15 protein-coding genes are annotated in these 14,573 nt (G+C 68.9%); all 15 read right to left on the reverse strand.

All coding sequences use genetic code 11. The annotated features are described in order from the left end of the window. Positions 1 to 194 precede the first annotated feature (194 nt). The 15 genes from ACIBVN_RS58720 to ACIBVN_RS58790 all read right to left on the reverse strand — a co-directional run bounded on the left by ACIBVN_RS58720 (position 195) and on the right by ACIBVN_RS58790 (position 14,255). A complete protein-coding gene (locus ACIBVN_RS58720) occupies positions 195 to 569 on the reverse strand; it encodes a hypothetical protein (RefSeq protein WP_397151290.1) in 375 nt (124 codons plus the stop codon). Between the two features lie 280 nt (positions 570 to 849). Then, positions 850 to 1,905: a phosphoadenosine phosphosulfate reductase family protein gene (locus tag ACIBVN_RS58725; RefSeq protein ID WP_397151292.1), complete on the reverse strand. Its 1,056-nt coding sequence runs from the start codon at positions 1,903 to 1,905 to the stop codon at positions 850 to 852. Between the two features lie 218 nt (positions 1,906 to 2,123). After that, a complete protein-coding gene (locus tag ACIBVN_RS58730; protein ID WP_397151294.1) occupies positions 2,124 to 3,047 on the reverse strand; it encodes a hypothetical protein in 924 nt (307 codons plus the stop codon). 58 nt (positions 3,048 to 3,105) lie between these two features. Continuing rightward, the gene (locus ACIBVN_RS58735; protein ID WP_397151296.1) at positions 3,106 to 3,720 is read right to left on the reverse strand and encodes a hypothetical protein; all 615 of its coding nucleotides are present in this window, start codon (positions 3,718 to 3,720) and stop codon (positions 3,106 to 3,108) included. A 243-nt stretch (positions 3,721 to 3,963) separates the two neighbouring features. Beyond that, positions 3,964 to 5,814 carry a hypothetical protein gene (locus tag ACIBVN_RS58740; RefSeq protein WP_397151298.1) on the reverse strand — a complete coding sequence of 617 codons (1,851 nt, stop codon included), beginning with the start codon at positions 5,812 to 5,814 and terminating at the stop codon, positions 3,964 to 3,966. Then, the gene (locus ACIBVN_RS58745; protein ID WP_397151300.1) at positions 5,811 to 6,716 is read right to left on the reverse strand and encodes an AAA family ATPase; all 906 of its coding nucleotides are present in this window, start codon (positions 6,714 to 6,716) and stop codon (positions 5,811 to 5,813) included. The genes ACIBVN_RS58740 and ACIBVN_RS58745 overlap by 4 nt, the downstream gene beginning before the upstream one ends. A 78-nt stretch (positions 6,717 to 6,794) precedes the next feature. After that, the gene (locus ACIBVN_RS58750) at positions 6,795 to 7,169 is read right to left on the reverse strand and encodes a WGR domain-containing protein (RefSeq protein WP_397151302.1); all 375 of its coding nucleotides are present in this window, start codon (positions 7,167 to 7,169) and stop codon (positions 6,795 to 6,797) included. 121 nt (positions 7,170 to 7,290) lie between these two features. After that, a complete protein-coding gene (locus ACIBVN_RS58755) occupies positions 7,291 to 8,121 on the reverse strand; it encodes a hypothetical protein (protein ID WP_397151304.1) in 831 nt (276 codons plus the stop codon). A gap of 12 nt (positions 8,122 to 8,133) precedes the next feature. After that, complete coding sequence (locus tag ACIBVN_RS58760) at positions 8,134 to 8,943, reverse strand: hypothetical protein (protein WP_397151306.1); 810 nt, start codon at positions 8,941 to 8,943, stop codon at positions 8,134 to 8,136. Beyond that, a complete protein-coding gene (locus ACIBVN_RS58765; protein WP_397151308.1) occupies positions 8,940 to 9,389 on the reverse strand; it encodes a hypothetical protein in 450 nt (149 codons plus the stop codon). Before ACIBVN_RS58765 ends, ACIBVN_RS58760 begins: the two co-directional genes overlap by 4 nt. A gap of 209 nt (positions 9,390 to 9,598) precedes the next feature. Further along, the gene (locus ACIBVN_RS58770) at positions 9,599 to 9,796 is read right to left on the reverse strand and encodes a BldC family transcriptional regulator (protein ID WP_397151318.1); all 198 of its coding nucleotides are present in this window, start codon (positions 9,794 to 9,796) and stop codon (positions 9,599 to 9,601) included. Between the two features lie 363 nt (positions 9,797 to 10,159). Beyond that, positions 10,160 to 11,845 (reverse strand): ParB/RepB/Spo0J family partition protein, encoded by a 1,686-nt coding sequence (locus ACIBVN_RS58775; protein WP_397151310.1) that lies wholly within the window; start codon positions 11,843 to 11,845, stop codon positions 10,160 to 10,162. A 136-nt stretch (positions 11,846 to 11,981) separates the two neighbouring features. Next, the gene (locus ACIBVN_RS58780) at positions 11,982 to 12,362 is read right to left on the reverse strand and encodes a hypothetical protein (RefSeq protein ID WP_397151312.1); all 381 of its coding nucleotides are present in this window, start codon (positions 12,360 to 12,362) and stop codon (positions 11,982 to 11,984) included. 199 nt (positions 12,363 to 12,561) lie between these two features. Beyond that, entirely contained in the window at positions 12,562 to 13,548 is a 987-nt protein-coding gene (locus ACIBVN_RS58785) for an RNA polymerase sigma factor RpoD/SigA (protein ID WP_397151314.1), read from the reverse strand. After that, entirely contained in the window at positions 13,542 to 14,255 is a 714-nt protein-coding gene (locus tag ACIBVN_RS58790; protein WP_397151316.1) for a DUF4192 domain-containing protein, read from the reverse strand. The genes ACIBVN_RS58785 and ACIBVN_RS58790 overlap by 7 nt, the downstream gene beginning before the upstream one ends. Positions 14,256 to 14,573 lie beyond the last annotated feature (318 nt).

Below are 14,573 nucleotides of genomic sequence, written 5' to 3' on the forward strand. Positions count from 1 at the left end.
CCGAGTAGTCCTTCAACGCCATCGGCGGTCTTCTCGCTTCCTCCGGATCAAGCAAGATCCAGTATCAGCGTGTCCACCAACCAGGGGGAAGTGCCAAGAGCCAGGAGCGGAGTCTGGAGCATCCAACGCTCCAACTGCGCCTCCTTTCCGGGGTGATGGCGCTGCGTTCAGACGGTGCGTGTGGTGGATGCCGCTCAGGCGGATGTGGTGGTGCGCTGCTCGGCCGCCCAGCAGTGCTCCGACATTTCGTGGCTGAGCGTGGTCAGCTCGCCCAGGGTGCCGAAGATGACGAACTCCTCTTCGTTGCCGACGTCGGCGATCACGAGGGCCTGCTCGTTGGGTGGCTGTTCGTCGTCTTCGAGGAGGTAATCCAGCTGGTCGGCGGGCACGACTTCGAAGGCGACCTGGTCGGCGGTGGTGATGTGGGAGCGGACGCCCAGGGCGAACTCCTTGGGTGAGGGGGTGGGTGGGAGAGCGCGGAACCGCGGTCTGCGTGGCTGCGACGAGGCGCCATCACCCCGGAAAGGAGGCGGGGCCTGCCAGCGGGCTACCTGCCGACCTGGCGGCACGTGGCCGACGAGGCTGGCGCGGGGAGGCCGAGGGTTCTGACCGGGCCGGCTACGTGGTCGTGGCCGCTCACCCTGTGCTGCGCCACGGCGCACTGCGTCGTGGACAGGTTGCGCTCGGCCGGCCTTCATCACCGCGGCGCACGGCTAGTACGTCGAAACGTGCCGGGCGATGAAGCGCTCCTCTCGTGACGGGCACCATGTCGAATAGGCGTTGTAGTCGAGGGGAAGGCCTGGCCGGAGGGGCTGCCAGTCCTGGATCAGGTCAGCTGGGGATCCCTTGTCACGCGGCCAGAGCCAGAGCGCGACGTGCAGCGGCCATGGTGCGGATCGTCTCGGCGGCGGCTTTCGCGGCGATGCGCGCGGGCGACCACATGGGGACGGGCTTGTCCTTGGTGAGGCTCTTTTCGTGGCGGCGCCGCTGGATGGTCTCGATGCGCGTGTAGGCGAGCTGGTAGACCCTCTGGCGGGCCTGCTCGGCGTCGCCGGGGGCGGCGGCCTCCAGGTCGGCGGCGTCGAGCGCGGCGCGCATCTCAGCGAGGGACAGGTCTTGCTTGAAGGAGTGGCCCATCTCCTGCTCGGCCTGCATCAGTTCGGCGTGCAGTCCGGGGCGGCGGGTGGTGGCGATGAGCAGGTCCTCGGTGGAGGCGAGCACGCAGAACGAGCAGGACAGGCGGGTCATCCCCCAGTCGTAGGCGGCGTGGGGGCGCAGCCCTGCCTCCTTGATCTGGTCCCACACCTGCTTGATCGTCCAGTCCCTCAGGGGGTGCCAGCGGTGGATGGTGCGGTTGCCGCTGGAGTGCGAGGTGTCCACGGCCAGGATGTCCATGCCTGCGCGCCGGCTGGACTCCTCTCCCCTGATGCCGAGCGCGTACAGGACCTGAATCGGGCGATCGGCGATGCCCACCTGCTCGCGCAGCTCGGTGACCAGTTCGGTGACGAGCTTCATCCCTTGCGACGTTTTCTGATCAGAAGTGCACCAGCGCGCCGAACTGGACGGCCAATTGCGGCGTTCGTAGACGAGTTGGTGCCACAGCCCTCCCAGTTCACGAGTGCGGACGTGGAAGGCGAACCCGTACTTGTCGGCGTGCTCGCGGGCAAGCTCTGCCACGCCTGGCCACTCGATCGGCTCCCCGGAGGGGGTGGTGCCGAGGTCGTTGTGGAGGACGACGACACGGCCGGTGTAGCCCTGCTCCTTGATGAGCTTGGCAACGTATGCGAGCAGCGCCGCCGAATCCTTGCCCGCGCTGCTATTGATGATGATCAGGTCGTAGTCGAACAAGTTGACGAAGGAGGGCGGCGCCGGAGCAAACTCCGGTGCGTCGAGCGTGAGCTGCATCAGCGCCGGTCACACGCCCTTGGAGCACGAGACGGCAAGGCCTTCGAGGACGGGGCGCGGTGAGGAGCAGGATCTCGGCGAGGGGCCAAGCGCTACGAGGATGCCGGGTGGGCAATTCCCCTGACCGCCGGTGGGCGCGCTGAATCGGATGGCGACCGCGGCCCAGGCAGCGAGCGCAGCCGCTGCGGTCGTTCCTTGCCGGGCTGCACCAATCTTGATCAATGGGCGGCTGCCGGCGCGGGGGTTCGGCACAGACCGGGGCCTTGGCAGCAGGCAGCCGCGCGAGGGTTGTCCCACCGGCAGGCCGGGCAGCGCCACAGGATGCCCGCGGCAAGCGCCGCCTCCTCGATGGCCAGGGACTGCCGGTGGTCGGCGGCTTGGAGCAGCTCGTCCAGCAGGTTCCAGGTGGGGCCAGCGTGCCCGCTGCCGTCGAAGATGACAGCGTCGCCCACCATGACGCGCAGCGGTACGGTTGCGTCGGCCCGGATGAGCCGCTCGTCGGTGGTGTCAAGGTGAACGGAGACGCGGACCGCCTTCTCGGCGGCATCGAGGTAGGCGAACACCAGGACGCCGGCCGTTTCGAGAGCCGGAAGAGTGCCGTCTTCCGTCATGGGGTGAAAGATCGCCTCGCGGTTGGCCTGTGCGCAGCCTGCCGGGTCAGGGAAACGAAGACCCAGCGGCAGCAGACGCGTCGGCCGGCGGGGACCGATCGCTACCTCGCGCAGGAGATAGGTGTCGCCGTCACGCTCTCCTTCCGGGCCGAAGTAGAGGTCGACGGCCTGGCGATCGTCTGCGGGCGGTTGTTCCGGCACACCGTCATCGCCGCCTGGCCAGGAGGTTCGCGCGTGCTGCGCGAGCTGAGCCACGGCCGCGTCCTCGCTGCGATGCGCGCTGAGGCCCGCGTCGGTGACCACGCCGGTGCTGTGCCACAGAATCCACACACGGTCGGCGGGCTGCGACTCGAGCACAGCGCTCGCTGCCGGGGACGTCGGCCTCTGCCCGGCGTGGTCTGCTTCCATGGCGGCGTCGGCTCGGGCGAGCACGTCCCGCTGGCGGGTGGACAGCTCGGCACCGTGCCACAGATCAACAGCCGTCTTGATCAGGCATTCGATGTCAATCGGCGGAAACTGTTCAGCGATCAAGAAGGCAGTCTCCAGCAGAAGAAGGGATAGTCGGTTGTGCTGATTGCAGGCTTCGCCCTCACCCGGTGGGAGGGATCGTGGCCGGATGCGCCGCCGTCGGCGGCCGGTTGAGGGTGTGCACCAGGTCGAGGCAGGCGGCCAGTTCCGCAGGGCTGAGCTGAAGGCCGACGAGGTGGATGTTGTAGGTGAGCTCGCCCTCGGACCCGAAGACGCTGATGCCGCCGTACCCGCGTTCGGAGTCCCAACGGGCGCAGCTGGAGGCGCTGAGGTAGGTGTCGGGGAAGTGCTTTCCTCGGGGCAGCTGGGCGGCGAGGCGGGCTGCTTCGGTTTCGCGGGCGGTGTGTCGTTGCACGTGGCGATCCCATTGGGCACGGTCGGCGACGGCGCGGAGCCGGTAGTGGGGCAGCAGCCTGCTGGTGATCTGGCCAGCGATGGAGCCGGGCGGCCGGTCCATGCTTGCCGACACCTCCGGGCCATTGAGGCACATGGCCCGGTCGAGGTCGGGGCCGGGGGAGAGCCCCTTGAAACGCAGGCGCCGCTTGGCGAGGTCGCCGTTGGTTTTGTGATGCAGTGCGATGCGCAGGTCACCGCTGATCAGCACCAGGTGCGGGCCGAGATAGGGGCCGCGGTCCCATTTTTCAGCGTGGAAGCCGTCGCCCAGTTCGACGGCCACCGCTCGTGCCAGGGCTTCGACCTGGGTCAGGTTCTCGTAGGCGGGCGTGGTCGTGTCCCTTTCGTAGGGTGTGGCGGTCGTTCACGCGGCCGCCGGAGGACGTGTCCTGCCTGCGCGGTGGCGGTGCGGCAGGACACGTCCGGGGCGGCCTTCCGCGTGGAGGGAGGTAGCCCGCCCGCGGCTGCGCCGGCAACGACCCGGCGCTGGTCGTCGGAGGCGGCGCAGGTCGCGCGGAGGCCGGGATCAGGGGCGAGCCCGGCTGAGCGCGGTGACCGCTGCCTGTCCGATGACGTGAGCTGCACCGGCCGCGTCGTCTGCGATCACTTCGACCGCGCCGGGCAGCAGACGGGTTTTGCCGTCCAGGCACAGCTGCAGGGTGGGACATCCCCGCTCGGCCAGGCGCCTGATCAGTCCGGCGGCGGTGGCGGTCTGGGCGGTGGAGTCCAACCGGCCGTCGGAGGCGATCACCAGCAGGCGAGCGTGGTCGCTCTGGGCAAGCCCCAAAATGCCGTCCAGCGCGCGGATCGCCTCCGGCAGCACGGCGGTACCTTCCCTGGTGTCCAGTTTCGGCACCTGGGTCGGGGCGCGGCCGGGCCGGGTCAGCGGCGTGAGCTGGGTGCCCCAGGCCAGCGCGGCCGAACGGCCCTGGACGTGCTGGACCGCTTGCCCGATGACGTAGATGGCGCTGGCCAGGGCGGCCGCGGTGGCCTCCATGGATCCGGACACGTCAACCGCCAGGCCGACGCGCAGGCTGGGCGCTTCGACGGTGGCGCGGCGGCGGTGGCGGAACGGCTGGGCGGTGACGGGCAGGTTCTGCGCTTCCTGCGCCGCCCTTTGCAGCGCGGCCCGGGTCTTGAGCCGGCCGGGCGGGAAGGCGCGCGGCACGACGGTGACGTCAGCTCCGCGGTGACGTGCTCGGCGCAGGTGCGTGGCCAGGGTTTGCGCGGCCACGCGTTCCTGGCTGGTGGGCGACCGGTACCCGGTGATGGGGCCGTTGCGTCGTCGCGGCGAGGGGCCGAACACAGCCGCGGCGTTTTGTGCCGCAGCGCGTTCTTTAGCTTCGCTGGTCTTGGCCGCCAGCACCTTGGGGTCGGGCAGCGCGGCGGCGCGGGCGGTGGCGAGTTCGCGGCTGGCCTGTGTGCCGGCATCATCGGCGACCTGGTCGGCCATCGCGGTGATGGCGGCCGCCAGCGGATCGGCCGGCGGCTGGCTGGGGTCGGCGGTGCTGGCGCCGGGGGAGGTGTCGTGGCTGCTGCCGCCCTGGCCGCCGCTGTGGCAGGCCAGGACCGGCAGCGCCGCCTGGGCGTCCTCGGGATCATCCGGGTCGATGCCCAGGCGGGACAGAAGGCGCTGTGCGATGTCGATCAAGGCCTCGGTGTCGCCTTCGGTGAGCGTGAGCGTCTCCGTCAGCAGGGCGCGCACGTCGGCCAGGGCCTCGTCGCCGAGGATATCCCGGGTCATGGACTCGACCTCGGCGGTGTCCTCGGCGGTGAGCACGCCCACCTCGACACGTCCGAGCACCAGGATGGCGGCGGCCGCCGCGCGCAGCTGTTCCTGTTGCGGTGAGAGGTTCTCCACCGGTGGGAAGGTCAGCAGATGCCGCATGGCGGCCCGCAGCCACTGTTCGTCGGCTGGCCGATCCTCCAGCTGCGTGGCGTCCACCCAGGACTCCAGCAGCATCTCGCAGACCCGGGCGATGAGGTGCGAGGAGGCGCCTTGGTGGATGGCGCGCTGATCCCAGCCGGGACTGCGGGAGTGTCCGCCCTCGTGGCAGTACACGCCGACCAGGACGGGCTGCTCCAGCCGCCCTTCACGGGTGGTGGGATCGACGCTGTCGGGATGGGTGCCCGCGGCCAGCACCGACGCGTTGACCGTGATCAGCGCCTTCGACGGCTCGAACCAGCCCGGCGGGGTGCCCTCGGGCTGGTCCCACACCATAGTGGTGAGGATGTCGCTGCGGCCGGTGATGGTTTCGACGATGGCGTTGAGCCGCACGTTGAGGTCGTCGCGTGCTTCACGTAGCCGCTTGCTGACCCGCTTGCCGGTGCTGCTGCGCCGCGCCTCCTCGGCGCGGCGGCCCTGACTGGTGCTCACGCGCCGAACCGTCCGCCGGATGCGGCCGGCTTGGCCTTCGGCCACAGGGTCCGAGCCAGTTCCTGCACCATGTCGCGGTGCTCCGGCGGCACCTTGGCCAGCAGGTTGTTCACCGCGAAGGCGTCGCCGTAGTCCTTGGCGATGTCACGGGCGTCCAGCAGCGTGCGCAGCTCGATCTGCCAGGTGACCTCACCGTGCTGGCGTCGCTCGTCCAGGTTCTGGGCGAGCTTGACGAACTGGGAGGGCACCCCGAGGTCGCGGGCCATGTTCCAGTCCGTCGTGACCTCGATATGCAGGGAGAACCGGTCGCGCAGGGCGTCCGACATTTGAGCGCCCGGCACGTCCGGGTTGTAGGTGGCCACGACGAACCAGCCCGGAGCGATGGGCAGGGGAGCCCAATCCGGGCGGGAGGGCACGCGAAAGACGCCGCGGCCGTCCATCGGCTCGTACAAGACCGCCAGCACCTCCGGCGGGATCAGCGCGATCTCGTCGATGAGCAGCGGCTTTCCATCGATGATCGACTTGGTCAGCGGCCCCGGGCGCCAGCTGTAACCGCTGGGTGCGGACGGGTCTGGCTGCCAGCCGCCGACGAGGTCTTCCACTTCGGTGTTGCCGTTACCTGCGATCATGTACAGGCCCGGACCGTCGTGGGAGGCGAACGCCGCCTGAGGCCAGGCGGTCTTGCCGCTGCCGGGCGGCCCGCCGATCAGTACGTGCCTGCCGCGGATCCACGCGTCGCGCAGCAGCGCGAGGTCCTCCAGGTGGCCGATCTGGCGCGGGTGGTAGTCCTCGCCGTTGGGCCGGGTGCGCTTGCCGATGGGCTTGGGCCCCGTTGCGGGCGGCTGCGCGCTGTTGGGCAACCGTCCGCTGTCGAATCCGTCGTCGTCGTTGAGCGTCTCCATGGCTCGGCGTGCGGCTTCCTGCGCAGGAGTGCTGGTGGAGATGTGGTCCTCCAGAGAGGTGGGGTTGCGAGGGAGGATTCAGTGCGGCCAGGGCAAGGTCGGGGCCGCGTCGGTGAAGGCCCGCACGATCCGAGTCTTGGCCTGCTGTGATTGAGAAGCGCTGCCGTGCAGGCAGTTGTGCAGGTCGTCCTCGTCGACCTCGAACACGGCCGGCTCCCGGAAGGGCAGGTAGGCCTCGCGCTGCCGTTCTTTCTCGCCGGTCACGCGCAACGCGGTCTCGCGCGCGGCCTGCACGCTGCCACACTTGTCGATCTTGAAACGGCCGGCGGAGCCCATCCGCCCGTAGTTGACGATGAGCACGTCGCCGACCACCAGCAGGCGGTAGAACTTGTCGCTGTTGTGGCCGGTGCTGACGCTGGTGTGGCGCACTTCCCAGCCGAGTGCACGGGGCATCGAGGCGTCCCCTTCAGTGGATGGAGCAAGGTGTGAGCAGAAAGGGCGGCCCCGCCGGGCCTGCGGCCTCCTTAGAAGGCAGCGCGAGCCCGGCGGGTTTGCCGCGCGATGGGGGGAGCGGTCAGCTGGCGGCGGGCCCGTAGCCGAGCGCGGCCAGCTGCTCCGGGTTGAGCATGGCCAGGTGGGGCGGAGCGGGCGGCAGAGCGCCTGCGGCCGGGGCGGCCGCCCCCTCGTTCGGGACCGCCACCGGTGCGGTCGGCGCGGTCGGCGCGGGCTGGATGGCGGGGGCCGGGTACGGCGAGCCGGGCATGCCGGGGGCCGGGTACCCGGCGGCCGGGTATGGCGAGCCCGGCGCCGGGTAGCCGGGCGCGCCCTGCCCGAGGGAGGGGATGGCCGGGTTGTAGGCCGCCGGGTAGTCGGCCGGAGCCGCGGCAGGCGGATAAAGTACCGGCGGCTGACCGGCCGGGGCGGCGGTCAGCGGCACGGCCTGCAGCGACGGGTCAGGCTCGTTCAGCAGGCTCACGTTGGCTGCGGTCGCCTCGGGCAGCACGTACTCGGCGGTGTAGATCTTGGCGCCGATCCCTCCCGGCCGGGCGGGCTGCTCGTCCCCCACGTAGATGAGCGTCAGATGACCGCCGACGCCGACGCCGGTCCCTCCGGCACGGCGGACCGCGTCGCGGACCGCGCGCTTCTTGTTGCGGCTGTCCAGGTACAGCGCCCGCATGCCGAGGTCGTTGGGAATGTCGTCACGACGCTCGGAGGTGGCGAGCACGATCAGGAACATCGTGATCGGGTCGCCGTTGTCGAAATGCATCTCCTTTCGGGTGTCGTACTCGCGCTGCGCCATCTCCTCCATGTCGCGAAGGACGTAGCCGGACACCTTGGTGCCGACCGTCAGGAAGGAAGCAGTGGGCAGGCCGCCGCGCATGAGGCGGTCGTTGGGGGTGGTCAAGTGGGCGTCTCCTCAGAGGCCGTGGGTGGTGCTGGATGGGGTGAGTGGGGTGATACGAGGAAGGTCGAGTTCGCCGGGGCAGCCTTGGGTCACGTCCCGGCTGGCAGGGTCGAACCAGGGGCACCACAGGCACTGGGCATCAGCGGTGCACAGGTGAGGCAGGGCTTGGGGGCCCGCCACTTTGATCGCCGCGTCGATGGCGTTGCCTCGGGCCAGCGCCTGGTCGGCGATCTGCTCGTTGAAGGGCTGGTGCCAGAAGTGGCGGCGCCCGTAGCGTTCGCTGCGGGGCATGAAGGCGATCGTGATCCCGTCGACGGGATAGCCCTTCAGACGCCAGCCCTTGCCGTAGATCTGTCCTTGGACGCTGTAGCCGGGTCCGGCTCCGTGCCTGCGGTAGTGGGCCAGGGAGCGCTTGCCGACCAGCTTCCAGTCGATGACCCTGTTGGTGGCCTGGTCGTAGGCGTCGCTGGTGCCGAAGATGTCCTGGCCGCCGAGCTGTCCGACGTAGAGGCGCTGTTCGACCAGGAACCGCGGGACGACGACGCCGGGCCTGGGCTGCCAGGGAATGGTGGCGAGGTCACGGGCCATCTGCGCGTGGAAGGCGGTGCCGAGGTAGGCCTCCCACTTGGACGGCTGCTGGCGAGGGGGAACTCCGGCCAGGTGGTAGCCCAGGCGCCGGTCACAGGGGCAGCCGAGGTCGGAGGGGCCCAGCCGTCGTTGCAGGCTGCGCGGTTGATGGGTGGTGGCGTGCGCGATGTAGCGGTCGATGTCGTCGGCGAGGTCCTCAAGGGCGGTGGCCGCGGCCAGCGCGCTTCCCGTCACGGGCTCCGCTCCTGCCAGGCACCAGGCAGGAGCGAAAGCTTGTACTTGGGCTCGCCGAAGCTCGTGTACTTGTCTCGTTCGCTTTGCAGGTTCTGGTGGCTGGCGAAGAACTTGTCGGTCAGGAAGGTCCGCTTACGCGTCTGTTTGCCCTTCACGACGGGGGTGCCGTCGACGGCACCGATACCGTCGGCGCCGATCTCGATTTTGAAGATCGCCGCAGCCTTTTCGAGGATTCCGTCGAGGTTGGCCTGCTTCTGTTTCAGTTCCTCCTCCAGCGCGGTGAACCCGGCCTGGGCGAGGAGGTCAGCTTTCCGCTTGTTCAGGTCGGCCCAGGCGTTGTCGATCTCTTTCTGTCTGAGGTCGACGCTGCGCAGCACGTCCACCCAGGCGACGCCGTCCTTGCTGAGCTCCACGGGCGGCGTGTCCGCAGGCGAGGGCCGGGTCATCGGCGCACCTCGTGCGTGTGGTGGGTGGTTCGCGGCTGGGGGTGTCCCAGCCGCGTCGAGGAAGATGGGGTGGTGCGGGTCACGAAAGGGTGAGCTCCTTGGGGCAGTCCGTCGGCCGGCCTGACGCATTCAGGTGCGGCAGGGCCCGTGCATGGTCGAACGGGGTGGGTTGCCGGGCACGTCGGCGTGGCGGCTCAAGCGGGGCGTGCTCAGGCGATGGATTCGCTGGTGAGCAGGTCTGCCACCTCGGTCCGGCGGTAGCGGCGATGCCCGCCGAGGGTGCGGACGCAGGTGAGCTTTCCGGTATTCGCCCAGCGGGTGATGGTGGGCACGCGGACGCGGAACAACGCGGCGACCTCGCTGGGCTTGAGCAGGTGCAGGGTGTCGAGAGCTTCGGCAACGGTCATACAGATGTCGTCCTTCGGGCAGGGGGAAGTGGCGGCCCCGGACCCGTACACGCGGGCGTTGCGCTGGCAGGTGATGCAGCGTGCGCCCGCGAGCAGGCCCTGGCCTTCAACGGGGTTGGCGGCCGTGGGGCTCGGCACGGTGGCCAACTGCTGGTGCCATGCGGCGGCTTCGATGTGGCGCATGGCTCGGGGTCCGGTTGCCGTCCGGCCGTAGCGCGGACAACGGTGGGGAAGCTGGCTCAGGTTGAAGACGCGCGCACGGTTGTGCGGACTGGCGAGGATGGGAGTCCCATCGGAGTGCGCCTCGCTTCGGCGGCGTGCACCGGTGACAGCGGAGGTCGTCGCCAGGGGGTGTGGGTGGCCTCAGTCGTCGGACGTCGGCACGTCGGCGTCGAGCGTGTGCTCGTCGAGGGGCGTGTCCGTGACATCCTGATCGTCGTCGACGGAGTCGACGTCCGCTTCGTCAAGGTCCCCGTCGCCGAAGTCCCCATCGGCGGCGGTGTCGCCGGCGAAGTCCTCGTCGTTGAGGGATCGGTCGTCGCCGGCCTCGGTGTCGTCGGCCACCGTCGTGCCGGTGTCGATGCCAGCCGCTTGGTCTGGGGTGTAGGGGGAACCGTTGCGCAGTGTTTTCTCGATCGGTGTGAGCGTGTGGCCGAGTTCTTCGCATAGGGCGAACCAGTCAGCGACGATCTTGCGGTCGGCCTCGCGGCCGCGATCAGGGCGCCACAGGTAGTCGGAGTAGCTGGTCTGGGTCAGCCAGTGCTCCATGGTGGCGGCGACACGGGCGAACAGCATCCAGGAGAGCCTGGCGGTGGGCGCGGTCGCGACCTGCTTGGCCTTGGGATTGCCGACCAGGTCGGTGTAGAAGGTCGGCTGGCGGCTGTTGTAGATGCTGTGGATGCTGCCGAGCTTGTCGGCCAGCGGAGCGGGCATCTCGATCGCCACTAGCCGGGCGACCGCGCGCAGCACGACCTGCCCCGGATCGGTGCGGGAGTTCAGGCGTTGTTTGAGCCACTCCTGGCGAAGTTCGCCACTGGAGCGCCAGGCGGTGTTGCCCTCCCGGATTTGCTTGGTCGGCAGTCGCGGCGGCTCGACGCGCTGCGGCGGCACCGTATAGCCGTGCTGCGCCGGCACCGTGCAATAGAAGGCGGGTGAAGTCCTGGACGGAAAGTAGGCGCCGTGGCCCGGGCAGGCGGCGTGCGCTTCGTCGGACATCTCGGCGCCGTCGCTGTCAACCAGCCGCCACACTCTGACCGCGCCGTCGGGCATGTCTTCGGTGATCGGGACGCCCGCGGCCTGGAGCTCGGCCGTGAGCTGCGCCATGATGGCCGCCTCCTTGCGGCGGCGCTTAACCAAACTCACCGCCGAGTAGGCTGTATGCCCGGTGCGAATGAGCCCGAAGGCCTCGTTCTTGGCGTCAGGGTCGTCTTCCACCTCAGCGAGCGCGGCAGCCTCCTGCATCGTCGGCGGCCGCTGCCGAATAGCCGAGAACGCTGCGCGAGTCTCCTCCGACACGTTGCCGGCCTTGATCGCGGCGTCGACCTGGTCGCCCTTCCAGCCGGACGCTCGCCGCAACTGGTCGCGGGACACTCCCATCCCGTCCAGTTGGAACAGGGCGTCGGCCGTCGCGCCTTCCGACAGCGGCTCGTGCTGGTGACTGGTGGTGAGCTGGCCAAGCAGCATCGCCCGCCGGTCGTGGGCTAGTTCCGGTTTGATCCGGCACCACAGCGTCGTCAGCCCAGCCATCTGGGAGCCGCGAAGCCGGCGGTTCCCATCGTGTGGCCAGAACATGCCGGGGTTGGTTGGCGATGGGAAGACGACCAGATCGTTCTCGGGACCGTTGAGGTCCCTGATGGTCTGGATGTAGTCGTCGGTGATGCCGTATTCATCGAGCGGGCGGACGTTGTACGGGTTGAGTTCAAGGCGTTCGATCGGGATTTCCGCGTACGGCGGATAATCGGGGCCCGCGAGCGGATCCGGCTCCGGGATCTCGGGAGAAACGTCAAGGTTGGAGACGGGTGGCTCGGCGAGCTCGATCGTTGCGGTCACGCAACTCCTTCGTAGGGTGAGGAAGGACCAGTCGTGGGGCAGGCACGCTGCTGCGGCGCATCCGGCGTCGACGCGCTCGGAGTGCCTGCTCAGGCCGACGCGGATGTGGCCGGCGGGGTGGGGGGCCGGAGGGCGATCAGCCCCTCCACGGTCTTGAGCCGCGCACCTCTTGGCTGGAGGCGGTGATGGTGCCGTTCAGCGGGCTCCACCCGGTGGGCTCGCAGGCGAACGGCATGTCGGCGACAACGACGATGTCGCCGACGCTCAAGGACCGGTTTCGGGCCCTCCAGTAGGCCCGGGCACGCCGGTCGTGGCGGCCTTCGTTGAAGATGGCGAACGCCTCCTCCAGCGCGTGCTCCGGAGCGAGGGCCTGTGCGGCCGGGATGCGGTAAACAAACACCTTGATCATCTGGTCGCTGGGCTGCCAGCCGAGGAAGGCGCTGTCGCTGGTGTTGTGCCAGATGGTGACGGTGGTGGTCGGTGTGGCAACGGACGGATCTTCGAGCGCGGTGGGCACACATCTCCCTGAAACGGAAACTGCAGCAGGGCGGGGTGCCCCGCCGTCTGGAAGCCGTCCGCCATGGGCCCGGGGAGCGCGGGAGGCTCGCCGGAGGCGACCGCGCGAAGCGCGGCTTGGCCTTCCCACGCGGACAGGGCCCATGGCAGGCTCCAGACGAGCGGCGGGGCACCCCGATCCCCTTCACAAGGTCCCTTGGTCACAGCTTCGGGTCGGTGCCCAGCAAGGCCGTGGCCAGGGAACCTGCCGCTGGGTTGGCGCGTAGCTTGGCCAGCGCTCGAGCCGCTATGACGCTGATGCGCTGCCGGGTGATGCCGAATTCCTGGCTGGTTTCCGTCGGCGAGCGTGGGCGGCCGTCCACCAGCCCGTAGCGCAGGGACAGAATGCGCGCTTCTCTATCAGACAGCAGCGCGAGTAGGTCACGGACCTGCGTCAATGCCAGCGACGTGCTGACCTGCTCCGCAAGGTCGTAGGTGATCCCGTCGCAGTTCCGTTGGGGAATGAGCTCCCCCAGTTCCTCGCTGTTGTCCTCCTCCTCGCTCAGTGGCTGATTGAGGCTGAGCGACCACCGGGCCATGGCACGCAACCGGACGACGTCGGAAACGGGCAGGTCGGTCGCCTGCGCCAACTCGGCCGGGGTCACCTCACGCCCAAGTTCGTCCTGCAGGTATCGCTCCTGTCTTCCCAACTCGGCGAGCCGCACGTGAATGTGACTGGGCAGCCGGAAGGCGAACGCGCCAGTGCGATCCTCCAACCCACGCATGATCGCTTGCTGAATCCGCACGACGGCGTAGGTGGAGAACTTGGTCCCTTTGGTGTAGTCGAACTTCTCCACCGCCCGCAGCAGCCCGAAGTTGCCCTCGGCGATGAGGTCGGCATAATCCATGCCTCGTCCCCGATAACGCCAGGCGACGAACGGCACCAGCCGCGCGTTGGCTTCGATCATCTGCCGGTGGGCTGCTTGACCGTCGGCGCGGACCTGCTCGAGCTCTTCCGGCGTGTACCCGTGATGGTCACCGCCGGTGTCCAGCAGGTGTGCCGCATACACGCCGGCCTCGATCCGCTTGGCGAGTGCCACCTCTTGCTCAGCCTTCAGGAGCGGGAAGAGGCGCAAGCTCCGGAGGTAGTGCTCTTCGGTATCCAGCAGGTAGTCGTCGCTACAGTCCGGCGCGCCGACGTTCAGCATGGCCGGTCAGGCGACGCCCCACGCAGGCGCTGAAAGGTGTCCGCGGATCGTGCGAGCAACTGCCGCTGCCGATCCTGCATCCGGGCGAATTGGCGCGGGCCGAGACCCAGCTGTGCGGCCAGGCGCAGCACCTCGATATTGCGGTCGCCTGGCTTGATCCTCTGGGCCCGGTCGAGAGCCACCTGGGCCAATGGACCATCACCGGCCTTCAGCGCGAAAAAAGCGGTAAGCAAGGCCGGCCCGAACGCGTCCCTAGGATGGGCCAGTCGGGTGACCTCGCTCCACAACCGGAGGTGATCGGTCACGGCCCACGTGGTCAGCACGGTGGCGGCGGTGTCTCGGACGAGTTTGGACGAGACCAGCACACTCAGCCAGGCCACGTGCTCGTCGCTGAGAGCTTGACCTGCGGCGGTCATGTCCAGGGCCCGCGAGATGTTGTCCATGGCGTCGAGAACCCAATGGTGGACCTGGATTGAGGTTTGCCGCCCCCGGGCGAGGTTCCACGCGTGCCGGGCGGCCTCGTCCATCCGCTGGCGTCGCCGGCCGGTGATCGGGTCGAGCTGGCGGGCGAATGCCATGCTGTCCTTGGGCGGGGCCAGGCCGAGCAAGGCCGCGTATGCGGCGGTGACAGAGCTGGCGGGATCGACGGATTCGCCGTCGGCTCGGCAGCAGTCAGGCTGATGTATATCGCTGGTGTTCGTTGGCATGGAGTGATCCCTTCGTGCGTGATAGCCCTGCTGGTGCCAGGGGTCTTGTGTCTAGGACTTGCTGGAGCGCCATGTCGAAGAACCTTCAGCGAGAGTGAAGAGCGTGACCATACGCTGATGCCTAACCACGTTCCGTGAACGCCGGGAGGTGCGGTGTGTCAATGGCCATTTAGTGCGCCCCGCTGGCGGCCAGATATCTAACACACTGCTGGCCATGACGGAGGGTTCTGATCCACTCGCTGTGAAGTGATCGCGTAGTTTCGCTCCACCTGGAATGATCTTGACGCGTGTGGCTTCGAGGTGCTCTCCCCTCTGCAT

The sequence above is a fragment of the Nonomuraea sp. NPDC049400 genome (assembly GCF_044466425.1).
GTDB lineage: Bacteria > Actinomycetota > Actinomycetes > Streptosporangiales > Streptosporangiaceae > Nonomuraea.